The following is a 22,624-nucleotide window of genomic DNA, read 5'->3' as shown; positions in this document are numbered from 1 at the left end:
ACGAGGTTTGAACCCGCGCGCAGCGGAGTCCCTTTCCAACGCCTAGAGGCTCCACCCGGCGGGATATGCCTCGCAGTGATGTGCCCACCCCTGAGCAGTTGATGGATATCTGGTCGGCGCAGCGAGCCGGACGGCATACTCAGGGCACCGCTTTCGGGGAGGGCGCCGTGGCACGTGTGCTGAGCGGGTACCGGTATCAGGGGTTGGTGGTACGGCTACTGACGCTGCAGCGGCTGCTATTGGTGCAATCGCAGCCGTTTTTCGGGTCGGCCGGCCAACTGCGCAACGGGGACCGCGTCTTCGTGTGCTCCAACCCGTCGTGCACTGCGGGCGCCAAGCGTGTCCTCAAGGTCTCGTCCAACGCGACCCAGGTGTGCTGCGGCCAGCCGATGGACCGGGCGATGTACCGAGCAGCGGAGGACCCCCGACTATTGGGAACGCTCGTCGGGAAGACGGACCTTGATGTATTCGTCTGCATCGGTTGCGTCGGCTCCGTCAAACACCCCAATTTCGTCATCGACGCGGCGGATATGGACCCTGGGCTGAAGTGTCCACAGTGTCTTCAACGCCTCATCGTGAGGTTCGGCACCTCAAGGAGGTCCTGAGCATGCTCGGGGGACTGGTCTCCGCAAGTACCGAAGCCCTCGGAGGATCGCGCTTCAGCCTGCTGAACGTCCTTCCGGCCACCGTCGTCGTCACGACCGTCGTCGTGCTCGCCCGGGCCGGCGCGTACTCGCCGAACGAGCCCCTGCGCTTCGACCACGTGCTTCCGGAAGGCAAGCGGGACGCGCTCGCCATCGCCCTGTTCGGACTGGCCGCCTTGCTGTGCGGAATACTCCTGCGCCCCTTCGAGACCGCCCTAATCCAACTGCTTGAGGGCTACTGGGCCAGCCCTTCTCCCATCGCCGGCCTCGTCCCCGCCACCGTGGAGCGCCACCGGCGACGCAGGGACGACGCGAAGACCGTGGCCGAGTTCGATTTCACGGTGCCACCGCCCGGCGCGCATTCCACGCTTCGGGAACTCGCCCACCGTGATCGCAGGATTTCGCGAGTGGTGCGCATGAAGTCGCGAGCGGAGAAGGTGCGTGACACGTACCCGACCGACGACAGGCTGGCGGCGGAGCATCTCGAAGCGGCAGCCCATCCGACAGACCTCCTGCCGACCCTGCTCGGGAACGTTCTCCGCCGTGGCGAGCGGGTGGCGGGAGACCGGTACGGCCTGGACATGATGGTCGTCTACCCGCGACTGTATCCGCACATCTCCGACCGGCTCGAAAGCGCGGTCGCCCGCCAGTTCGAACTGATCACCTCCACGGCCTCCTTGAGCATCTCCTTTGGCCTGCTGTCGCTCGCCACGACCCCGCTGCTGGCCCGTCTCGACCCCTGGTCCGCGGCGCCACTCCTCGCGGGAGCCCTGTCCCTGCTCGCCTACCGAGGCGCGATAGCCGCGTCCCGCGGCCACTCCAGGCTTCTCGCCACGGTCTTCGACCTGCACCGGTTCGACCTGGCCAAGGCGATGCACTACGAGTTGCCCGGGAACCCGCGAGCGGAGTACGAGCTCAACAAGGACATCACCGATTTCCTCAGGCCCGGTTCCGTCGCCCCGCTTCGCGATCACGAGACCCTGGAGAGCAAGGACTTCAAGCACCCGGACGGCGCGTAGAACACGTCACAGCGAACGGATCGCCACCGACCCGCCGACTCCCAGGACGTTCAGCACGATCTGCCGCTCCGACCCCTCGGGCGGCGTCATGTGCACCCGGACCTGCTCGGCGAAGTGGACCGCCGGGCTGTTCTCCACGTTGCCCTTGACGACGACGCACGCGGTGTCGAGGACCAGCTCGACTCGGCCGAACAGCACCGTGACATCGACCTGAAGGACACGCCGTCCGCGCCCCATCCGGTCCCGTGCGAACGAGACGCTGGAGAGATCGATCCGCGCGTCCCCGAAATAGGACCCGATGCCGACCTTCACCAAGTCGGTGGAACCTGTCAGCACCTTCCGCCGCACCGGCAGCAGCACGCTCCGATACCGCCTCAACGGGTGGTCCTCGCCGCCGGTCTGCCCCGCACCACTGCCCATAAGGGCCAGCGAGGCCCCGACCGCGATCGCCAGAGTCGGCAGCACCTTGCTCCCCGCTGTGCCGCCCAAGTACCCGAGGTCGTACGCGCCCCACAGCGCCCCGCCGACAATCAGCGTCAGTGGGCCGGCCAACAGGCCCCTTGGCAGGGCTGCGCGCAGGACCAGCAGTAGCCCCAGTGCGATCAGGGTGTACGGCAATGCAATCAGCACCCAGCGCCCACCCGAGCGGAGAGCCGAGCCGCCGTCGAGCAGCCAGACCGTGCCCATGATCACGACGACAATCCCGAACGCTATGCGCAAACGGTTCACCAGCGCCCCCTCCCGCGATGCGCTGAAGAGTACTGAAGCACTATCAGCAGCGGCGGTCTGGCCCACCAGGCTATGAGCCCAGACGGCGGCACTGGACACCCGGCCAGGCTCCGTCGGCCTGTTCTCCGCTGGGAACAGGAAAGAAATCACGTCGGGTCGGTGCCCTCGCGTGTGGAGGACATCGGCCCGGGGACCATGACCAGGGGCGTCCGCGGCCGGCAAGTAGTCCCACAGATTCAGCGGTCAGGGTCCGGTTCAGCTGTCGACGGTCAGAAACGCGTCCAGCCTTGCCTACGCCTACGAGGGATAGCACCGCAACGCGTGGAGGAGGGCCGGGTGGGCCCCGAGGGGTACCTCGCCACGCACTTCACCCGGGCGCTGACCGATTGGGCAGGGGCCCGTGTGGAGGCGGCACGCGCCCGGTCGTTCGCTCCGCGACAGCACCGTCACGCACTGAGGCCCCGCACCCGAAGCGGCGGCCTTCGGAGGGACTCCCCCGCGAGCTCCGGGCGGCTGACTGCCGGGTCGGCACAGCTAGCGCGCGTACGCCGAGCCGCTTCCGCCCATGCTGCGTAATCCTGTGATCTCGTAGGACGTACGAAAGCCTCCGGGACCCTCGGTCGTGGCGGTCAACCGCCAGCCCTCCGGGTGGTCTTCCACGGAGTAGGTCAGGGGCTCGTCGCAGCTGATGATCAGGTGGCTCTCTGTCGGATCGAGCGGCGGGGGCCTGAGCCAGTCCGTGTGGTCGGGGAAGCGCCGCTCGGTTCGCTCCGCCAGGACATGAGCACCTGTGCGGCGGGCCCACCTGGCCAGTTGCCCGGCCTCAGTACGTGCCTCCGGCCCAGTGTCGAGGGTGTCGATGTAGAGGCGATACGCCTCCGCGGCAGCCTGCGCCTCGCCGCTGCGGGCCGCATCAAGGGCGTGCAGCAGCCGGTCCTGATGGGCTGACAGGACAAACAACGGATCGAGCAGTAGCGGGTCGAGGTCCCCCGAAGCAGCTGCGTGAGTGGCCAGATGGTCGCGAATGTAGGGGTCGACAGCAGGCCAGTCGATCAGTCCGAGTCGTGGTTCGTCCGCGCCGTGCTCGGTGGCGTCGTCCTCCTCGTCCTTGCGATGTCGGGCCGCCGTGAGCAACAGGGAGCGGGTCATGGCCGCCCGTGCGCCGGGAGGCGCCATGTTCCTCAGCTGCTCCGCAAGCGACTCGTGGGAGAGGCGGTACACGGAACGGCCGTACGGGTCGAGAGCCTCCACGACATAGGGCGAGGCAGCGCGCAGCAGGCGGTCGATGTCGTCGTCGGTCACCGTGTGGTCCAAGATCTCCGTGGCGGCGCGGGACCAAAGGGAGTAGCGGGGCAGTCCTTCCCCCTCAGAGAAGGCCAATGCGGTCAAGAGGGGCTGTGCGTACGGCACTTGGCCCAGGTGTTCCCACAGCACCCATCGCAAGGTGGCGGGGATTCCCACGGCATGCCCACCGTTGGGCATGCCGTGGGAATCAGAGGCGGGAGCGTGGGCGAGGGCGCGGGCGATCAGCCTGGCCACCAGGAAGTTGCCGTCCGCGCACTCGGCGATCTCCGCCGCGAGTGAGTCGACGGTCTCGTCCGGAGACGCCGTGTAGGGGCTCGTGCTGTCCGGGCCGTCCGGGGACCGGAGCAGGCGTCGGGCCAGGGGGGTGAGATCCGCTGAGATGTTCCACTCGGGTGCGTCGAGGTCCATCAGCGTGAAGCCGGGCCCAAGTGCTGCAACGAACCTCTGTGCGGTGGCCACCACCAGCCGTACGCACGGCAGTGCCGCCAGCGGGCGCAACAAGTCGCTCACGATACGGTACGGCTCCTCGTCCTCGTCCCTCGTCGTACCGGCTTCGTCGAGTCCGTCCACCAGGACGGTCAGGGGAGCCCGTCGGTGACGAAGCTCGGCCAACAGGGCCTCCACGCCAGTGCCAGACGAGAATCCAGCGGCTCGCGCGATCTCTCCGACCAGCGACGGCAGCAGCATGTGGCGGGCGTGCAGCCTGGCATGGATGACGGGTTCGGTGCCGCCGTCGGCGGTCGGGTGCAGGTGCGAGAGCAGTGCGGACTTGCCCACTCCGGGCGGCCCCGTGAGCACCAGCGCGCGGGCGAGTCCGGCCGGTGTATCGGTCAGCCATTGACGCAGGTGTCGCAGGGCAGCGGCCCGTCCGACGAGGTCGGGTTCCGGCGTGGAGGGCTCGGCCGTCTCCAGCCAGGCCGACGTCTCGGCCATGTCGGTGCCTTCCGGCGGGGCGTCGGGATGGAATCGCGGGTTGGGCAGCAATGTGAATCCCGGGCCGCCTAGCAGCGTGCCCCACGTCGCGTGTTGCTCCGGCGCGATCCTGGCCAGGGTCTCGTTCACGCGGTCCACGAGTTGCTCCAGGTAGAGCCGACGCTGCCGGATCCCGCCCAGGGCGGGGTCGTCGAAAGCCTCGCGCAACGCGTGGGTAAAGGCACCGTCTCGCGCGGCCTCCAGCGACCGGGCGGCCGCGACGACCGAGAACGCGTCAATCCGATGCTGGTCGGCTCCTGGAGTCGCTGTCAGTGCCCCGGCCAGGCTGGTCGCGACCTGGCGGATCGTGTTGACGACCCCCTGAGCCGAGTAACAGGTGTCCACGATCAACAGAACCCGGGTGATGCCCGCTTGAACGACGATCCTCACGAGATCCTCGGTCGCGAGACAGGTCGCCGTCGGACGTCGGACGTCACCATGACTGCACAAAAGGTAGTGCCGCTCGGAGTCGTCGAACTCGCCGTGGCCGCTGTAGTAGAGCACGAGGGGGACATCGGCGTTCATCTCGTCGCGGTCCGCCCAGTCGGCCAACCCGGCGCGCAGCCCATCGGCGGTGTGGCCGAGCAGCCGTGCACCGGAGCTGTACCCGAGCTTACCGAAGAGGTCCAGGACTGTGGCCACATCCTGCTCGACGGCGGGCAACTGTTCTGCGTACTCGTAGTCGACGTTGCCGGCGGCGACGACGAATCCGGCCGTGCCCTCGGCGAAATCAGGTATCGCGTGGGTCATGCCCCGCCCCTCCTCAGCCGCTCAGTCCGTCGGCGATCGCCTTTCCGGTTTCCTTGGCCGTCAGGTGGTGCTGGATCGCATGGGCCTGCCAACCGTTGTGGATCAAAACGTCCCGGATCCGGGACGAACCGTCGCCGAACAGGGGCTCGAGACGTTTCACGAGGGCGACCACATCGCGCTCGTCGCAGAGATTCGTCCAGCGGGACACCCCGCCCGGCCACTGCCCTCGGCCGTTCACCGGCATGGGGTTCAGACGATCGAAAACGACCTGTGGAATCCCGAGAGGAGACCCGATGGTGACCAGGGTGCGCACAGACCAGTCGGGGCGACGGACGCACAACGCCTCGTAGGCCACCACCGAACCCAGGGAGTGCCCCACCACCACCCTGGTCTGTGGCCCGATGACTGCGGCGATCTCGGCCTGTACCCGACGGCGCGTCTCTTCCTCGGTCAGGTAGCGCGTCACCTGCTTGAGCACACCGATGAGGAAGCGTTGGCCGGCTCTGGCAAGGAACGGCGAGCGGCTCAGCGCGTTCAGCGCCTGCTGCACGGTCCTAGGCGTGGCCGCCTTGCTGTTGGCCGGTCCGGCGGTGAGCGACCAGGCACCGTCCGCTCGTGTGCCATCCCATAGGGCCGTGAGCATTTCGGCCTCCGGCCCGCTGGAGATGTCACGGAAGGTATAGGCGTCTTGGCCGCCCTTAGTTCCCTCACCGGGGGTGAAGCGGAATACATTCCCGTAGAAGGCGACCGCCACCTCCGACGGATCGACGTCCGGACCTCTGGCATGGCACAGCCCGTCCCTCACGGCCGCGGCGACTCCGGCTTGGAGGCTGTTGCTCCCTGCGTACTCCTGGCCAACGCCATGGACGACCACCACTTTTGCGCCCACCCGTTCCCCCTGCGCGAGAAGCGACGATCGGCCGAGAGTACTCCGCGGGGTCACCAGGTGGCAGGGCGCATGCCAGCCCGAGACAGCGCGCTCCGGCGTGCACCCGGAGACTTCAGTGCCCGACGTTCTTCGGGCAGCGCCACCCCTTGTCGCACTGGCAGCTATGACCAGAGACGGGAGCGGACGCACTCGCCCCTGCCACGAGCTCCGCCTCTCGCAGCCGATCTGATCCGAACGACACCCCCTAATAGGACTCCGTTGGACCCAACAGCCGCAGCCATGGAGCTAGGGCAGAGGGTTTGGCCCGCGCTGCCGAGCCCGGAGGCCCAAGCGCCCGCGGTGGGGGCTCACTCCGTGTTCGGTCGCCAGCACGAGGGCGCGGGTACTGCCGCCAGTGGGACACGCTGGAGTGCGACCATGGACACCATGGGCCAGGTCATACAGGCAGCGCACTTCCGGTGCAGTGAGCCGATCAGGCCATGGCTGACTGGCGCTCTTCTCACACGGCCCTGAACTCCCCAGACTGCCCATCAGGGACGGCAGGGGAGGCGAGGATGGCTGCTCGGCGTGGACGGGGATCGGTTGCTCGCAGGCGGCGCAGGGCGCGGCTGAAGTCGGCCGGGATCGGCGGCGGTGTGCTGCTGGTCCTCCTGGTGACGTTCTGGTCGGCCGTGTGGCCGTATGTCGCGGCGGCCCTGATTCTCGGCGGCATCGGAGCAATGAGCTGGTGGCTGTGGCGCACGGACCGGATGGTGCGTGCACGGGACCATCGTTGGCGTCAGGACGAGGAGGTGAAGGCCGGCCGCCGGACCCTCGCCGAGGTGGATGCCATGACCGGCACGGAGTTCGAGGAACTGGTCGCGAGCTTGTGCCGCCGCGACGGGTGCTCGGAGGTCCGGCGGGTGGGTGGTTCGCACGACAACGGTGCCGACGTCCTGGGGCGTCTGCCGGACGGCCGGACCATGGTGGTCCAGTGCAAGCGGTACGCACCGAGCAGCACCATCGCGAGTCGGGAGTTGCGCGATCTGCTGGGCGCCAAGGTGCACTTCCGGGCAGATGTGGCCGTGTTCGTGACGACCACGCGCTTCAGTCGTCCCTCGGAGAAGTTCGCGGTGGAGCACGGAATCCTCGCCGTACACCGGGATCACCTCGGATTGTGGAACAACGGTGCTTCCCTCTTGTCGTTGAGCGGCGTGAACGGCCACGGACGGGGAGATTCCCGCCACCGGGCGCGCTGGAAGCAGGCCTACGGCAAGTGACCGACAGGGCAAAGTCTCAAGCGGCCTCGTGATCAGCCGTCGTTGACGTCGTACAGCCTCCAAGCCGGGTAGCGCATAGCCGTGCCTCCCTGCTCGCCACCGTCCAGAAGTTTTCGGCGATGCAGCATCAGTCGCAGGTGGCGTGCCGCGTCGTCGTTGTCGTCGTCGGGTCCCGGGTCGAGCAGCACGGCGCTTGGAGCAGGGCTGTCGGAGGTCCTTACGAGCGCGTCGGCCGGGTGCCCGTTGACACACTCGCCGAGTGTGACGGTCGTTCCGGCAGGTGCAGACAGGACCTGGTAGAGGCGCCTCAGCAGTTCGTCCCGGTTGTTTTCACGGGTGAGGGGAGCGTGTTCGACGGCGTCCTGAAGTGCGGCGGCGACACCGCCTTGACGGCGCCAGAGGTCCTTGTCTCCCACCATGATGAGGTGGGTGCGCGCCCGCGTGATGGCGACGTTCCAGAGGTTGAGCTGACCGCTGACCCAGCTGATCGCGCCCGGATGCATGCCCTCGCCCGCGACGAGGGAGAACACCATGACGTCGCGCTCGCCGCCCTGGAAGGTGTGCACCGTGCCGACGCGCACCCGGTCCTCGCCGAATCCGTTCAACTGGTTGCGCAGTTCCTCGGCTTGGGGTTTGAAGGGGGTGACCACGCCGATCGTGGCCTCGGTCGGTAGCTGCTCCAGCAGGTAGCGGACGGAGCTGACGACCTTTCGGATCTCTTCGCCGTTGACCCAGGAGCCGCCGTGGCGCGGACGCGTGGCTTGCCCTGCGACATGCGACCAGATGAGTGGGGGCCAGGGCAGGGACGGTCGGTCGCGGGTGTCCGTGAGGATCGTGAGTCCGCCGTCGTAGAAGAGCTCGTTGGAGACGGCCGCGATGTCTGGATGGCAGCGGAAGTGCTCGTCGAGGAGCAGGGTGCCGCCGGCGGATCGTTCGGCGGCGTGGAAGGCGGAGTGGCGCCGGTAGGCGAGGCGGTGCTTCTCCAGCCAGTCGGAGCGCAGTCCTGCCTTGCGTCGGATCAGAGCCTCGCATTCCGGGCCGATCTTCGCAATGTGCGGTAGCTGCATGGCGTCGCCGATAACCAGGGCACGCCGGGCGCGGAAGAGCAGCGGCAGTACGTGCGGGATGGCGCACTGGCTGGCCTCGTCGATGACGACCAGGTCGAAGAGGGCGGCAGGCGCGGAGCTGACCTGGTTCCGACGCAGCGAAGACGGCAAAACCGTTCTGGTGGCTCGGCGCTGTGCTGCGTGGTCGGCGTGGCTGGGTAGCGGAGGCCACGCGCACCAGGATGTGGTGCAGCGTCACTTCCATGCGTTCGTACGGACGCCACGGACATGACCGACCGCGCCCAGCCGGCCGGGCAGTCTCCCACCCGGCGCTGACGGCCGGGTTCGTAAACTGTCGCGGCTTCACGGCTGCATCGTGAGCTCCATCAGATGTGCGTCGCTTTCGGAGCGGGCCTGCCGCATGAGTTCAACCTCTTCGGCGGGATCATCAGCGTCGGTCCCCAGGTTCAGTTTCGGCCGGCTGTCGGGGACATCGGTGATTGCGTGGTCGCCGGTCCCGGCCAGGATGCCGGCCGCGCGGACGCCGGCTTGGGCCGCCAGCGGCGGCGCGAAGACCCCCGCGGCGAGGCCGCCCACGAAGACCGCCCCGGCCAGCGGTATCTTCCAGGCCATCTCCCGGTAGTACCCGGCCCGCTTGGACTTGTGCTCGATGACCGCATCCTCATGGGCCACTTGGGCTCGGGACCGACGGGCTGCGCGGGCCGACATGGACCTCCCGGCCTCCCGATAGTCCTTCGAAAACATCTCGACGGGGAAGAGCTGCACACCCAGCGCGGGGAAGCGCACGGTGCATCGGTACGCCTCCCGCAAGGCGAGCCGCGGCTCGTCGTTCAGCAGGAAGTAGCTGTAATTGCCGGCGTGGCCGATCGCGGCGACCTCTCTGTCGGTCATGCCCAAGGAGCGTGACAAGGTCGCATCTTTGGCGGGCCGTAGCGTCATCCTCTCGAAGCTGCCACGAGCGAGCATCAGCTCTGCTTGCCGAACTCCCCCGCCGGTCGCCTCGCTTGCGACTGTCAGGTGGCGGAACGCGGCATTGACGTCGATAGCGAGCACCCCGTCGATTTGCTCGCCGAGCTGCCTGATCGTGAACTCGATGGTCGCCAGTTGATCTTGCAGGCGCGCTGCGTCGTAGACGGACTTGAGCAGGCTGACGGCCTTGAGGCCAGCCATGAGGGTGGGATCCACTTCGGTGCCTCTCCTCGCGGAAGACGGGAATCGGGCGAACGGAGGCGGACGGCGCACCCGGCGGGCGCGCCGTCCCCGGTCAGGTCAGGCAGCAGGCTGGTGCGGAAGGCTGTAGTCGCCGCTGCGGCTCAGCTCCGGCAGGCGGTGTGTGTCGCCGGCCGGGCACCGTGAATTCGGGGCTCCCGGACCGAAGAACATGCCCTGGCACTTGTCGCACCAGCGCCAATCGGACTGCCGGCCGGGATCCTGCGCGGCGTTGTGGTACGGGCTGTAGTCCGAGCTGCCGCTCTGGCCCGGATCCGTGTGGGCGCCCCCGGCAGGACAGTGCGAGTTGACCACGCCCGGCCCGAAGAACATGCCCTGGCAGCGGTCGCACCAGCGCCAGTCGCTCTGCCGGTCGGCGGCCGCGGGTGCGTCCATGGGCAGCGAGTAATCGCCGCTGTGGCTCTCGGCGGCCGGCCGGTGGGTGTCCCCGGCGGGGCAGCGCGAAGTGGCCCAGCCGCCGCCGAAGTACAGGCCCTGGCACTCGTCGCACCAGCGCCAGTCGGACTGCACCGGCAGCTCGCCGCCGCCGAGCCGCTCGATCTGGACGAAGACGGAGACGACGCCACGCAGGTAAGGATCGTCCCGATAGAGCAGTTCCACGATTCCGGGGCCGAGGCCCTGTACGTCGTTGGCGACCAGGTAGTCGGCGGTCTCGGTGTTCAACGCGATGGACCTGGGGTTGAAGAGGAAGCCGTCAGGGTCGGCCGGGTTGCGCTGCATGCCGATCGGGCGGAGCCCCGGCGATCCCAGCGGAGACCAGAGGCCGACCAGCGTCCCGGCGGTCTGAATGCCGAGCGAGACGGCGTCGAAGATCGGCTTGGAGACGGGCCAGATGCCGCCGAAGATCTCCTTGGCCCGCTGCCCGTACTCCTTGTCGGTCTTCACCTGCCAGTCCAGCCACCCGTTCAAGAACCCGGGAGACGGGTCGTACTCCCAGCAGGTGACGGTGAGTATCACCATCTCCCCTCCGGGTTGTAGATCTCCTGTCCAGATGGTGTACGGCGGGTACCGGCCGGCATCGAGGCCTCCGTTACGCTGCCACGGCTTGGCGACCGGTGGGAACTTGTCGCCGGTGACGATGCCGCCTTGGAGGGTTCCCGACCCGGCCTGTATCCGGTTAGGCAGGTTCCGGGTGTCGCCCATGAGCTCGCTCTCGCCGTCCAGGTTCAGCCGGATGCTGCCATCGGGGCGGGCGGTCTTGGTGTTGACATCGAGAAGGAACTCGCTGCCGTAGCCGTCCGCGTTGAAGACGGGGTCGTCCCACGGTTCGTTGCGACACCAGAAGCCGTTGATCGTTGCTCGATACTCGGGCACAGGACCGGTCCTTTCGGTCACCCACAGAGACCCTGTGGGTCTCTCCCGATAGGACCGGATCTGACCGCGCACCGAATCAGGGAGCCTCCCTAGTCGCGAGGCCGACAGATCATAGATATCACACTCAATTTCATCCAGAACGCGCTAAAGTGCGGACTTCACATGAAGTGTGCGACCGACATGATCGGTGGCGGTGCCATGCCAGAGCACAGCACTGCGCCCTCCATCCCGCACGGCAGCTTGGTGGGCCGGGCAGCCGAACGCGAGCGGATCGGACGGCTCGTCGACACGGTCGTGGCCGGCACCAGCGACGTGCTGCTACTCACCGGCGAGGCGGGCATCGGCAAGACCGCACTCCTGGCCTACGCCGCCGCACACGCCACGCCACATGGCCGGGTCCTGCCGGTGTCCGGGACCCGCGACGAGGCCCGTATCCCCTTCGCGGGGCTCAGCGCCGTACTCGGCCCGCTCGACCTCGACCGGGCGCACCTTTCCGGCATGCGGCGGACGGCGCTGCAAGCGGCACTCGCGCTGACCGATAGGGACACCCCCGCACCGGTCGACGACTTGGCCGTCGGGGCGGCCCTCCTCGATGTCCTGACCACCGCGGCCGAGGACGACCCGGTGTTCCTGATTCTCGATGATGTACATCTCATGGACGCCCCATCGGTGAAGGCAGTCGCATTCGCCGCCCGGCGCCTGGAACGCGACCGGGTCGGCCTGCTGCTGGCGTCGCGCGAGGACCCGGACGAGCCCCTTCCGGATCTGCCGCGGATGCCGCTCACCGGCTTGGACGATGTCTCCGCCCGGGAGTTGATGGCATCACGCGAGATCTCCCTCCGAGGCGCCGAGACGGATCGAGTGATCAGGCTGACCGGAGGAAATCCGCTGGCGCTGATCGACATGCCCGGCCTTCTGGCCGCTCGGGCGCAGGTGGACTCGGGGCCGGGCGTCGAGCCGCCTCCGATCGGCTCGGTCCTGGAGAATGCCTATGGCGAGCGGGTGGATCGCCTGTCGCAGGCCTCCCAGTGGGCGTTGCTGATGCTGGCCCTGCTGCCCGACGCCGACGCGACGGTGCGCTACGACGTACTCCGCTCGGTCGGGGTGACGCCGGACGCGTTCGGCGCCGCCGAGGACGCGGGCCTCGTCGTGCTGACACCCGTCGGCATCTCCTTCCGCCATCCGCTGGTGGGCTCCGCCGTCGTCCAGCGAGTCCCGGCCAGCCGCCGTCGCCACGCACACCGGCTGATCGCCGAGGCGGCAGCCGAGACGGGCGGCGCCGCGGCCGATGAGCAGCGCGCCTGGCATCTGGCCGCCGCCGTGTACGGCCCCGACGAATCGGTGGCCGAGGCGCTCGAGGGGTGCGCGGTCAGAGCGGCCGGCGTGGCCGGTTACGGCTCTGCCGCGGCTGCCTACGAGCGTTCCGCACAGCTCAGCGTCTCCGCACGCAATCGCGGCCGGCGGCTGCTGGCAGCCGCGAACACGGCCTTCACCGGTGGCCAGACCGACCGCGCCCGCCGGCTGCTGGACCTGCTTGCTGCGACGGGCCCGGCAGACGATGTCGCCCGCGGCGAGGCGGTCAGTCTGCTGGGCCGGATCGACACTCGCGGCGGCCAGCCACGCCTGGCGTACGAGCGCACCTCCGCCGAAGCACACCGGCTGCTGCCCACCCACCCTGAGCAGGCCTTGCGCCTCCTCGCCAGTGCCTTCGCCGCGGCTGTCTTCGCCGGACTGGGCGAGGAGGCCCTGGAGATCACCCACACCGCGGTCGCCCTGGTCAGCGGCTCCCACGATCCGATGGCGGGCTATTGCCGCTGCGCCGCCGCCATCGTGGAGACGATGCTCGGCCGGGGCGGCGGGGAGCAGAAGCTCGATGAGGGATTCGCCGACCTGTGGGCCGGTGGTGCTACGCCGCCGGCGATGCTGCCGCTGCTGAGCGACGTCGCGTACGGATTCACGATCATGGATCGCTTCGAGGAGGCTGCCCGCCTGCACCAGGTCGTTGCGGAATTCGCCGCCGAACAGGGCTCGGCCGCGCTGATGGTCTGGCCGGTCGGTGAGCAGGCCCTGATCGACTTCCGGACGGGTGAGTGGGACAAGGCGTACGCGGGTGCCCTGCAAGCGGAACAGCTCGCCACCGATGCGGGCCTGCTCACCGAAGTCGCCAACAACCGGCAGCTGCTGACGGCCATCTGCGCCAGTCGCGGTCAGGTCGCCGAGTGCCACCGATACGCCGACCTCACCCTCGGACAGGCGAAGAGCGCCGGCGCAGCCGTCATGGAGCTCCTGGTCCACGGCAGCCTCGGCCTGCTGCGGCTGAGCCTCGGCCAGATGAACCAGGCGATCGACAGCCTCGAGCGCGCCGAGGCGCTGGCAGTCGCGACGGGCTTCCGCGAGGCCGCGCACTTCGCCTGGGCCGCGGAACTGGCCGAGGCCTACGCCCGCCAGGGGCGGTACGCCGACGCCGGCCGGCTCGCCGGCATCCTGCAGGAGCAGGCCGACGAGACCCGGCGGCCGATCACCGTCGCATTGGCGGCCCGGGCACGTGGACTGGCCACCTCCGCAGACAGCTTCGACCTCTGCTTCGAGCAGGCCCTGGCGGCTCACGCGGACAGCTGCCGCCCCTTTGAAGCGGCCCGTACGCAACTGTGCTTCGGACAGCGGCTGCGCCGCCGCAAGAACCGCGCGCTCGCCCGCCGACACCTGACGGCCTCCTGGCAGACCTTCAGCGCCCTGGGCGCCGAGGCATGGACCCGGATCGCCCACGCCGAACTGGCCGCAACCGGCGCCCGATTACCGCAGCGATCCCGTACGCAGGCCGACCTGCTCACCCCGCAGGAACTGCAAGTGGCCGTACTGGCCGCATCCGGCGCCGGCAACCGAGAGGTGGCCGCCCGCCTATTCATCAGCCGCAAAACCGTCGAATACCACCTCGGCCACGTCTACCAAAAGCTCGGCCTGACATCCCGCACCGAACTCCCCGCCGCCCTCGCAACCTCACCACAGCGACCTGTCGCCTGAGCTTGACTCTGTCGGGGATCTTGGAGTTTCCCAGTGCGCCGACTTGATCAGCGGGCATGCTCGGGCTGTTCCGCAGGCCGATGCAGCTGTCGAGGTGTCCGTTGTCGCTCCGTCCCCGTTCCGGTGAGCAAGTCCCGTCTCAGACTGCGCGGATCGCGCGGGCGAGCAACCCGGGCGGTACCACGGCGATGTGAGTGAGAGACCGCCTCGACGGGCTGTGGTGCGACGAGGACTTCGGCGACTGGTACCCGCGTGACGGTCGTCCGGGTCTGTCGCCCGCCCAGCTGGCGACTGTCTGTGTGCTGCAGTTCCTGCTCGGTCTGTCGGACCGTCAGGCAGCGGAGGCGGTGCGCTGCCGCATCGCCTTTAAGTACGCGATGGCCATGGAGCTGGACGATCCCGGATTCCATCACAGTGTGCTGGCCGACTTCCGCGACCGTCTCGCCGAGGGCGACCGCGCCGACCACCTCCTCGACCTCGCGCTGGCCCGTCTCAAGGAGGCCGGTCTCGTGCGTGAACACATCACGCAGCGCACCGACTCCACCCATGTCCTGGCCGCGGTGCGTGACCTGACCCGGCTGGAGCTAGTCACCGAGGCCGTCCGCGCCGTACGGGAAGAAGTGGCCCGCACCGCTTCGCACCTGTTGACCGGCCTGGTTGATGAGGACTGGGGGCGCCGCTACGGCCGTCCGGTCCGTCTGGGCAAGAACCCCACCCGGCCCAAGTCCAGGATCCTCGCCGCCAGCGACGACGCCTGCCGACTGCTGGAACGCCTCCGCCGGCACGGACCGGATTACCGGCCGGGCCCGCAGGCCGAGACCCTGCGGCAGATCGTCGTGCAGAACTACTACCGCGATTCGGCAGGCCGCCTGCACTGGCGCACCGACGACGGCGGGCTGCCGCCCTCCGTCTTGGCGATCGTCTCCCCCTACGACACCACGGCGCGCTACGTCCGTCACGAGCACATCATCCGCTGGAAGGGGTTCGCCACGCATTTCACCGAGACGTGTGTCTCCGACAGCGCCAACGTAATCACGGACGTGGCCACCACGTCGGCCGCCACCAACGACGGGCAGGCTCTGCCCTGTATCCACACCCGCCTGGCGCGTCGCGGACTGCTGCCTGCCGAGCACCTGGTCGACGGCGGCACACCTCTCTGGTCCACCTGGAACGAGCCTCCCGCGAACACCAGATCACCGTCGGCGGGCCGCTGCCGGGCAATCCCACCCGCCAGCACCGCAAGAACGAAGGATTCGACCGCGACGACTTCCACATCGACTTCGACCGACGACAAGTCACCTGTCCCCAGGGCCAGGTCAGCGCGGGCTGGCACGGCCCCTACCCGACGTCCTCACCCAGCGCCGCCCCACTGATCGTGGCCCGGTTCACCAAGAACCAGTGCCGCCCCTGTCCGGCCCGCACCCGCTGCACCACCACCGCCGACAGCCCCCGGACCGTGGGCTTTCCCCCACGAGAACCCCGCGACCTGCAACTCCGCGTCCGCGCCGAGCAGCAGACACCCGACTGGAAGACCCGCTACGCGGTCCGCTCCGGAGTCGAGAGCACCATCAACGAGTTCACCCACGGACACGCCATGCGCCGCTGCCGCTACCGAGGACAGCCGAAAGCCCACCTGCAACACGTACTCACGGCCATCGCCGTGAACATCGGACGACTCAGCAGCCGGTCAGCGACCGAGGAACACTCTTCGCCAAGACCGCCGACCGCCTTCCTGGACCAGAACGAGATCCCCCGGTCATAGTCCTGGCGAACCCTCGGCAGCTGAGCCCGACCATCCAAGATCCCCGACAGAGTCAGGTCCAGTAACCCTCAGGGGCCGTTTTCTGTTGGGGCCGTTTCCTTGGCTCCTTAGGACCTAGCCAAACGCACTCCTCGCAGAGCTACAACCCCAGAGGGTCACGACACGAAGCGCCCTGAGCCGCCCACAGACAACTCGTCGGACAACGCATCCGGGCACTTCGCGGGTACCTCCGGCCTCAGGAGGGCCTCAATTAATGCCCTGTCGCAGCAGAGCCGAGCAGAACCCGTCTCAGCGATTGCACGTCCATGCAGGTCAGAGGGGCATCAGCCGACGCAGACCAACGTGGCATCAAACCCACGAGCAGCGGATTCAGTCCGCCCAGGCAAAGTTGACGATCCGGCACCCAAAAAAAGAACGTTTCCGCAGGTCAGAAGCCTGCACAGTGGGGCGGGTGGGACTCGAACCCACGGCCGACGGATTATGAGTCCGCTGCTCTAACCGGCTGAGCTACCGCCCCATTACGGCGCGTCGCGCACATTTGTGCGCGCCGTCTGCCGCAGCATAGCCGCTCATACGATCTCCTGCTTCGGATGGTCGACTTCGCACGACCATGAGGACTGCGGCCTGCCCCGAGCGGTTCCGGGGGACATGAAAAAGGACCCCAACGGGGTCCTCGTCCACTGGCTCTCCCGACTGGACTCGAACCAGTAACCTGCCGGTTAACAGCCGGCTGCTCTGCCAATTGAGCTACGGAAGATCGAAGCTCCCCCGACTGGACTCGAACCAGTAACCTGCCGGTTAACAGCCGGCTGCTCTGCCAATTGAGCTACAGGGGAATGCCTCGTTGCATCGATCGTACCTACCCGGGTATTCGCCAGGGGGCGTGCGCTCGCTGCGACACATACATTAGCGCAAGCAGGGGGGTGCTCCGCCAATCGGTTCCCCCGGCACCGATGCCGCGCCGGAGACCCGCGAGGGACTACGCAAGGGAAGGGTGGCCGTCATGCGCTACAAGCTCACGTTCGTCGTCGGACTGGCTCTGGGTTACGTGCTGGGCACGCGGGCCGGACGCGAACGCTACGAGCAGTTGAAGAAGTCGGCACGCCAGGTCGCGCAGAACCCGACCGTCCGCAACACCGCCGAGTCGGCGGCGCAGCAGGGCCGCCAGTTCGCGGGCAAGGCGTACCACGCGGTCGGCGACAAGGTGGGCGATCGGGTCCCCGACTCGGTCGCCCAGCGCGTACGGTCCCTGCGTGAGCGCAACGCGAACGGCACGGGCGAGGACGACTGGGGCACCAGCAACACCTAGGGAGCCCCGACCCGGCACGGTCACCTCCCGCCGTACGGCAGAATTTCCGCCATGGGGATAGTCGCCGGGTTGGACAGTTCGCCCGATTTCACTCGTATCGTCGTCTGTGACACGGACACGGGGTCCGTGCTCAGGCAGGGATACGCGCCGCATCCGGTCGAAACCGAGACCGAGGGCGGCGGGCGGCCCTCCGATGTCGATCCACAGGCCTGGCTGCTGTCGCTGGGCGAGGCGGCCGGTGGGGGGCTGCTCGAAGGTGTGCAGGCCATCGGTGTGTCCGCGCAGCAGAACGCGCTGGTGCCGCTGGACGCGCAGGGCAACACCGTGCGGCCCGCGATGGTCGGCGGTGACAAGCGGGCGCAGGTCGCCGCCGCCGATCTGATCGACGCGCTCGGCGGGCGCGAGGCGTGGGCGCAGGCGGTGGGCTGTGTCCCGCAGGCCGCGCAGCCGGTCACCAAGCTGCGCTGGCTGAACCGGACCGAGCCCGACAACGCCCGCCGTACGGCCGCCCTGTTGCAGGCCCACGACTGGCTGGTGTGGCAGCTCCTCGGGCGGCCGGTCAGACGGACCACCGATCGTGGCGGGGCTTCCGGGACCGGCTACTGGTCCGCAGCCGGCGGCGGCTACCGGCCCGACCTCGTCGAGCTGGCCCTCGGTCACCAGGCCCTGCTGCCCGAGGTGATCGGCCCGTCGGACGCGGCCGGTACGACTCCGGAGGGGCTGCTGATCTCCGCCGGGACCGGCGAGACCATGGCCGCGGCCTTCGGGCTCGGGATCGGGTTCGGGGATGCCGTGGTGTCGCTCGGCGCTTCCGGGTCCGTGATGGCCGTACATCACGAGGCGCTCGTCGACCAGAGCGGGATGATCACCTCGCTGGCCGACGCGACCGGGATGCATCTGCCGGTCGTCACCACGCTCAATGCCGTACGGACCCTGCGCGGGGCCGCCGAGCTGCTCGGGCTGCCCGATCTGGAGAGTCTGTCCGAGCTGGCGATGAAGTCGACTCCGGGTGCGCACGGGCTGGTGTTCCTGCCGTATCTGGAGGGTGAGCGGACGCCGAATCTGCCGCACACCGCGGGGACGCTGGCCGGGCTGCGGCGGGAGTCGATGAAGGCGGAGCATCTGGCGCGGGCCGCGTTCGAGGGCATGCTGTGCGGGCTCGCGGACGCGCTGGACGTGCTGCGCGGGCGGGGCGTGGCGGTACGGCGGCTCTTCCTGCTCGGGCCGGCCGCCGAACTGCCCGCCGTGCAGGCCGCGGCGCCCGCGCTCTTCGGGACACAGGTCGTCGTACCGCAGCCCGCCGACTACGCGGCGATCGGTGCCGCCCGGCAGGCCGCGTGGGCGCTCGGTGTCTCCCAGGGCACCCTCGATCCGCGCACCCCGCCGCCGTGGCAGGGTCCGGTCGCGCAGGTGCTGGAGCCGGGTGACGAACTGGCCGTAGGACAGGCGGTGCGCCAGCAGTACGTGTCCGTACGGGAACAGACCCATCCGGGGGCGTTCCGGTCGTAGGAGTTCACGCGTTGCGCTCTTAAGGGTTCATAAGGGTGCATGTGGCACGGCTCTTGGCTTAATCAGTTGAGGTAACGCGGGTGGAGTGTCGGACGATGGGGGCGAGGGGCAGACCGCCCACCCCCCACCCGCCGACTCCGAGAGACCCAGCGTGCTCATACGACTTCTGCGGACCTATCTCAGGCCCTACAGGAAACCCATCGCCCTGCTGGTGCTGCTGCAGTTCCTGCAGACCTGCGCCACCCTCTACCTGCCCACCTTGAACGCGCACATCATCGACAACGGTGTCGTGAAGGGTGACACCGGTTACATCCTGTCGTTCGGTGCCCTGATGATCGGGATCTCGCTCGTCCAGGTCGTCTGCAACACCGGTGCCGTCTACTACGGCGCCCGCACCGCGGCGGCCCTCGGCCGGGACATCCGGGGCGCCATCTTCGACCGGGTGCAGTCGTTCTCGGCCCGCGAGGTCGGCCACTTCGGCGCGCCCTCGCTGATCACCCGTACGACCAATGACGTCCAGCAGGTCCAGATGCTGGCCCTGATGACGTTCACGCTGCTCGTGTCGGCGCCGATCATGTGCGTCGGCGGGATCATCCTGGCGCTCGGTCTGGACGTGCCGCTGTCCGGGGTGCTGATCGCGGTGGTGCCGACGCTGACGATCTGCGTGACGATCATCGTGCGGCGGCTGCGGCCGCTGTTCCGGTCGATGCAGGTGCGCCTGGACTCGGTGAACCGGGTGCTGCGCGAGCAGATCACCGGCAACCGGGTCATCCGCGCGTTCGTCCGCGACGAGTACGAGAAGGACCGGTTCCGGAAGGCCAACTCCGATCTGACCGAGATGCAGCTGAAGACGGGCAACCTGCTCGCGCTGATGTTCCCGGTCGTCATGACGACGGTGAACCTGTCGTCGATCGCCGTCGTGTGGTTCGGTGCGCACCGGATCGACAGCGGTGGGATGCAGATCGGTGATCTGACCGCGTTCCTCGCCTATCTGATGCAGATCGTGATGTCCGTGATGATGGCCACCTTCATGTTCATGATGGTGCCGCGCGCGGAGGTCTGCGCCGAGCGCATCGAGGAGGTCCTCGACACGGAGAGCAGTGTCGTGCCGCCGGTGGCTCCCGTCTTCGAACTGCGCCGGCACGGGCATCTGGAGGTCCGCGGGGTCGGCTTCTGTTACCCGGGCGCCGAGGAACCCGTGCTGAAGTCCATCGACCTGGTGGCCCGCCCGGGCGAGACGACGGCCGTGATCGGCTCGACCGGCAGCGGAAAGTCCACCCTTCTGAGTCTGGTCCCGCGCCTGGTTGACGCGACCGACGGCGAGGTCCTCGTCGACGGTGTCGCCGTGTCGACCATCGACCCGGTGCTGCTGGCCAAGACGGTCGGCCTGGTCCCGCAGAAGCCGTACCTCTTCGCGGGCACGGTCGCGACCAACCTTCGCTACGGCAACCCGGACGCGACGGACGAGGAGCTGTGGCACGCGCTGGAGGTGGCGCAGGCCAAGGGCTTCGTCGAGGGGCTGGAGAACGGGCTGAACTCCCCCATCGCGCAGGGCGGCACGAATGTCTCCGGCGGTCAGCGGCAGCGGCTCGCGATCGCGCGGACACTCGTGCAGCGGCCCGAGATCTACCTCTTCGACGACTCCTTCTCCGCCCTCGACTACGCGACCGACGCGGCGCTGCGGGCGGCCCTCGCGCACGAGACCGCCGAGGCGACCGTGGTGATCGTGGCGCAGCGGGTGGCGACCATCAGGGACGCCGACCGGATCGTCGTACTCGACGAGGGACGGGTTGTGGGGACGGGCCGCCATCACGAGCTGATGGCGGACAACGAGACGTATCGGGAGATCGTGCTCTCCCAGCTGACGGAAGCGGAGGCTGCCTGATGGCCGGGCCCATGGGGCGGATGATGGCCGGGACGGGCCCCGACGCCCGTTCGATGGACTTCAAGGTGTCCGGCAAGCGGCTGATCGGCCAGTTCAGGCCGGAGCGGCTGACCATCGGACTGCTGCTTGTGTGCGTGGTGATCAGCGTCGGGCTGAACGTGGTCGGGCCGAAGATCCTCGGCAACGCCACCGACCTGGTCTTCGCGGGCATCGTCGGGCGGCAGATGCCGGCCGGCACGACCAAGGCGCAGGCCCTCCAGGCGATGCGCGACCGGGGCCAGGGCTCGGTCGCGGACATGCTGCAGAGCACGGACTTCACCCCGGGCAAGGGCATCGACTTCACCTCGGTGGGTCATGTGCTGCTGCTCGCGCTGGGCACGTTCCTGGTGGCCGGGCTGCTGATGGCGGTGGCGACCAGGATGGTCAACCGGGCGGTCAACCGGACCATGTTCCGGCTGCGCGAGAACGTACAGACGAAGATGTCGCGCCTCCCGCTGTCGTACTTCGACAAGCGGCAGCGCGGTGAGGTGCTCTCGCGCGCGACCAACGACATCGACAACATCGGGCAGACGCTCCAGCAGTCGATGGGCCAGCTGATCAACTCGGTGCTCACGATCATCGGCGTCCTCGCGATGATGTTCTGGGTGTCATGGCTTCTCGCCCTGGTCGCGCTGGTGACCGTGCCGCTGTCGTTCCTCGTCGCCACCCGCATCGGCAAGCGTTCGCAGCCGCACTTCGTGCAGCAGTGGCGCTCGACGGGCAAGCTCAACGCGCACGTCGAGGAGATGTACACCGGGCACAACCTGGTGAAGGTGTTCGGGCGGCAGGACGAGTCGGCGCAGCTGTTCGCCGAGCAGAACGACGCGCTGTACGAGGCGGGCTTCAAGGCGCAGTTCAACAGCGGGGTCATGCAGCCGCTGATGATGTTCGTGTCGAACCTCAACTACGTGCTGGTGGCCGTGGTCGGCGGCCTACGGGTCGCCTCGGGCTCACTCTCCATCGGTGACGTGCAGGCCTTCGTCCAGTACTCGCGCCAGTTCTCGATGCCGCTGACGCAGGTCGCGTCCATGGCGAACCTGGTCCAGTCCGGCGTCGCCTCGGCCGAGCGGATCTTCGAACTCCTCGATGCCGAGGAGCAGTCGGCCGACCCGATGCCGGGCCAACGACCCGAGGAACTGCGCGGCCTGGTCGCCCTGGAGCACGTCTCCTTCCGCTACGACCCCGACAAGCCGCTCATCGAGGACCTCTCGCTGACGGTGGAACCGGGCCACACGGTCGCCATCGTCGGCCCGACAGGCGCCGGCAAGACCACCCTCGTGAACCTCCTCATGCGGTTCTACGAGGTCTCCGGCGGCCGGATCACCCTCGACGGCGTCGACATCGCGCGGATGTCCCGCGACGAACTCCGCGCGGGCATCGGCATGGTGCTCCAGGACACCTGGCTGTTCGGCGGCTCGATCGCCGACAACATCGCGTACGGCGCCTCGCGGGAGGTCACCCGGGGCGAGATCGAGGAGGCGGCGCGGGCGGCGCACGCCGACCGGTTCGTCCGTACGCTGCCCGACGGCTACGACACCGTGATCGACGACGAGGGCACAGGCGTCAGCGCCGGTGAGAAGCAGCTCATCACCATCGCGCGGGCGTTCCTGTCCGACCCGACGATCCTGGTCCTCGACGAGGCGACGTCGTCCGTCGACACGCGTACCGAGGTCTTCATCCAGAAGGCCATGGCCAAACTCGCCCATGGGCGTACGTCGTTCGTGATCGCGCACCGGCTCTCCACGATCCGGGACGCGGACACGATCCTCGTCATGGAGAACGGGGCGATCGTCGAACAGGGCGCGCACGCGGATCTGTTGGCGGCGGACGGGGCGTATGCGCGGTTGTACAAGGCGCAGTTCGCGCAGGCGGTGGCGGAAGTGGACTAGCGGTTGTTGTTCGGCTGACGGTCCGTCGTGGC

General features: G+C 68.5%; 16 protein-coding genes and 3 tRNA genes. 10 read left to right on the top strand and 9 right to left on the bottom strand.

Annotated features, from left to right (window positions below):
- Nucleotides 1–167: 167 nt before the first annotated feature.
- Together OH768_RS35500 and OH768_RS35495 are read left to right on the top strand one after the other, a co-directional pair.
- Nucleotides 168–605 (top strand): hypothetical protein, encoded by a 438-nt coding sequence (locus OH768_RS35500; protein ID WP_406460024.1) that lies wholly within the window; start codon nucleotides 168–170, stop codon nucleotides 603–605.
- A 2-nt stretch (nucleotides 606–607) separates the two neighbouring features.
- Nucleotides 608–1,663: a hypothetical protein gene (locus OH768_RS35495; RefSeq protein WP_406460023.1), complete on the top strand. Its 1,056-nt coding sequence runs from the start codon at nucleotides 608–610 to the stop codon at nucleotides 1,661–1,663.
- A 6-nt stretch (nucleotides 1,664–1,669) separates the two neighbouring features.
- On the opposite strand, the gene OH768_RS35490 is transcribed toward OH768_RS35495, so the two are convergent.
- From OH768_RS35490 to OH768_RS35480, 3 genes are all read right to left on the bottom strand, one after another.
- Nucleotides 1,670–2,392, bottom strand: a complete 723-nt coding sequence (locus tag OH768_RS35490; RefSeq protein ID WP_406460022.1) for a hypothetical protein — start codon at nucleotides 2,390–2,392, stop codon at nucleotides 1,670–1,672.
- A gap of 534 nt (nucleotides 2,393–2,926) precedes the next feature.
- Complete coding sequence (locus tag OH768_RS35485) at nucleotides 2,927–5,419, bottom strand: caspase family protein (RefSeq protein ID WP_406460021.1); 2,493 nt, start codon at nucleotides 5,417–5,419, stop codon at nucleotides 2,927–2,929.
- Nucleotides 5,420–5,432: 13 nt separating this feature from the next.
- The gene (locus OH768_RS35480; RefSeq protein ID WP_406460020.1) at nucleotides 5,433–6,308 is read right to left on the bottom strand and encodes a hypothetical protein; all 876 of its coding nucleotides are present in this window, start codon (nucleotides 6,306–6,308) and stop codon (nucleotides 5,433–5,435) included.
- Nucleotides 6,309–6,862: 554 nt separating this feature from the next.
- Here OH768_RS35480 and OH768_RS35475 point away from each other — a divergent pair.
- Nucleotides 6,863–7,567, top strand: coding sequence for a restriction endonuclease (locus tag OH768_RS35475; RefSeq protein ID WP_406460019.1), 705 nt, complete (start codon nucleotides 6,863–6,865; stop codon nucleotides 7,565–7,567).
- Between the two features lie 32 nt (nucleotides 7,568–7,599).
- On the opposite strand, the gene OH768_RS35470 is transcribed toward OH768_RS35475, so the two are convergent.
- The 3 genes from OH768_RS35470 to OH768_RS35460 form a co-directional block, all read right to left on the bottom strand.
- Entirely contained in the window at nucleotides 7,600–8,784 is a 1,185-nt protein-coding gene (locus OH768_RS35470; protein WP_406460018.1) for a DEAD/DEAH box helicase, read from the bottom strand.
- Nucleotides 8,785–8,976: 192 nt separating this feature from the next.
- Nucleotides 8,977–9,819, bottom strand: coding sequence for a hypothetical protein (locus OH768_RS35465; RefSeq protein WP_406460017.1), 843 nt, complete (start codon nucleotides 9,817–9,819; stop codon nucleotides 8,977–8,979).
- A gap of 84 nt (nucleotides 9,820–9,903) precedes the next feature.
- Nucleotides 9,904–11,178 carry a hypothetical protein gene (locus tag OH768_RS35460; protein ID WP_406460016.1) on the bottom strand — a complete coding sequence of 425 codons (1,275 nt, stop codon included), beginning with the start codon at nucleotides 11,176–11,178 and terminating at the stop codon, nucleotides 9,904–9,906.
- 198 nt (nucleotides 11,179–11,376) lie between these two features.
- On the opposite strand from OH768_RS35460, the gene OH768_RS35455 reads away from it, so the two are divergent.
- The 3 genes from OH768_RS35455 (at nucleotide 11,377) to OH768_RS35445 (ending at nucleotide 15,961) form a co-directional block, all read left to right on the top strand.
- On the top strand, nucleotides 11,377–14,199 hold the full coding sequence (locus tag OH768_RS35455; protein ID WP_406460015.1) for an AAA family ATPase: 2,823 nt from the start codon (nucleotides 11,377–11,379) through the stop codon (nucleotides 14,197–14,199).
- 194 nt (nucleotides 14,200–14,393) lie between these two features.
- A complete protein-coding gene (locus OH768_RS35450) occupies nucleotides 14,394–15,572 on the top strand; it encodes a transposase (protein WP_406460014.1) in 1,179 nt (392 codons plus the stop codon).
- Nucleotides 15,473–15,961, top strand: a complete 489-nt coding sequence (locus OH768_RS35445) for a transposase (protein WP_406465578.1) — start codon at nucleotides 15,473–15,475, stop codon at nucleotides 15,959–15,961. Before OH768_RS35450 ends, OH768_RS35445 begins: the two co-directional genes overlap by 100 nt.
- A gap of 443 nt (nucleotides 15,962–16,404) precedes the next feature.
- Here the strand turns inward: OH768_RS35445 and OH768_RS35440 are convergent.
- The 3 genes from OH768_RS35440 to OH768_RS35430 all read right to left on the bottom strand — a co-directional run bounded on the left by OH768_RS35440 (nucleotide 16,405) and on the right by OH768_RS35430 (nucleotide 16,797).
- A tRNA-Ile gene (locus tag OH768_RS35440) sits at nucleotides 16,405–16,478 on the bottom strand.
- A 164-nt stretch (nucleotides 16,479–16,642) separates the two neighbouring features.
- A tRNA-Asn gene (locus OH768_RS35435) sits at nucleotides 16,643–16,718 on the bottom strand.
- Between the two features lie 6 nt (nucleotides 16,719–16,724).
- Nucleotides 16,725–16,797, bottom strand: a tRNA-Asn gene (locus OH768_RS35430).
- Nucleotides 16,798–16,964: 167 nt separating this feature from the next.
- On the opposite strand from OH768_RS35430, the gene OH768_RS35425 reads away from it, so the two are divergent.
- The 4 genes from OH768_RS35425 (at nucleotide 16,965) to OH768_RS35410 (ending at nucleotide 22,592) form a co-directional block, all read left to right on the top strand.
- The gene (locus OH768_RS35425) at nucleotides 16,965–17,270 is read left to right on the top strand and encodes a YtxH domain-containing protein (RefSeq protein ID WP_406460013.1); all 306 of its coding nucleotides are present in this window, start codon (nucleotides 16,965–16,967) and stop codon (nucleotides 17,268–17,270) included.
- Nucleotides 17,271–17,321: 51 nt separating this feature from the next.
- Nucleotides 17,322–18,779, top strand: coding sequence for an FGGY-family carbohydrate kinase (locus OH768_RS35420; RefSeq protein WP_406460012.1), 1,458 nt, complete (start codon nucleotides 17,322–17,324; stop codon nucleotides 18,777–18,779).
- Nucleotides 18,780–18,930: 151 nt separating this feature from the next.
- Nucleotides 18,931–20,664, top strand: a complete 1,734-nt coding sequence (locus tag OH768_RS35415; RefSeq protein WP_406460011.1) for an ABC transporter ATP-binding protein — start codon at nucleotides 18,931–18,933, stop codon at nucleotides 20,662–20,664.
- Nucleotides 20,664–22,592, top strand: a complete 1,929-nt coding sequence (locus OH768_RS35410; RefSeq protein WP_406460010.1) for an ABC transporter ATP-binding protein — start codon at nucleotides 20,664–20,666, stop codon at nucleotides 22,590–22,592. The genes OH768_RS35415 and OH768_RS35410 overlap by 1 nt, the downstream gene beginning before the upstream one ends.
- Nucleotides 22,593–22,624 lie beyond the last annotated feature (32 nt).

It is taken from the genome of Streptomyces sp. NBC_01622, from assembly GCF_045209635.1.
In the GTDB taxonomy this organism is placed as follows: Bacteria; Actinomycetota; Actinomycetes; order Streptomycetales; family Streptomycetaceae; genus Streptomyces.
The sequence above is the reverse complement of the archived record's forward strand: the minus strand, read 5'-3'. Positions and strand labels throughout refer to the sequence as shown.

What these genes read in the sequence shown, in the direction of transcription:
- OH768_RS35495 (WP_406460023.1), top strand. Translation starts at nt 608, where the DNA reads ATGCTCGGGGGACTGGTCTCCGCAAGTACCGAAGCCCTCGGAGGATCG.
- OH768_RS35485 (WP_406460021.1), bottom strand. Translation starts at nt 5,419, where the DNA reads ATGACCCACGCGATACCTGATTTCGCCGAGGGCACGGCCGGATTCGTC.
- OH768_RS35475 (WP_406460019.1), top strand. Translation starts at nt 6,863, where the DNA reads ATGGCTGCTCGGCGTGGACGGGGATCGGTTGCTCGCAGGCGGCGCAGG.
- OH768_RS35455 (WP_406460015.1), top strand. Translation starts at nt 11,377, where the DNA reads ATGCCAGAGCACAGCACTGCGCCCTCCATCCCGCACGGCAGCTTGGTG.
- OH768_RS35425 (WP_406460013.1), top strand. Translation starts at nt 16,965, where the DNA reads ATGCGCTACAAGCTCACGTTCGTCGTCGGACTGGCTCTGGGTTACGTG.
- OH768_RS35420 (WP_406460012.1), top strand. Translation starts at nt 17,322, where the DNA reads ATGGGGATAGTCGCCGGGTTGGACAGTTCGCCCGATTTCACTCGTATC.
- OH768_RS35410 (WP_406460010.1), top strand. Translation starts at nt 20,664, where the DNA reads ATGGCCGGGCCCATGGGGCGGATGATGGCCGGGACGGGCCCCGACGCC.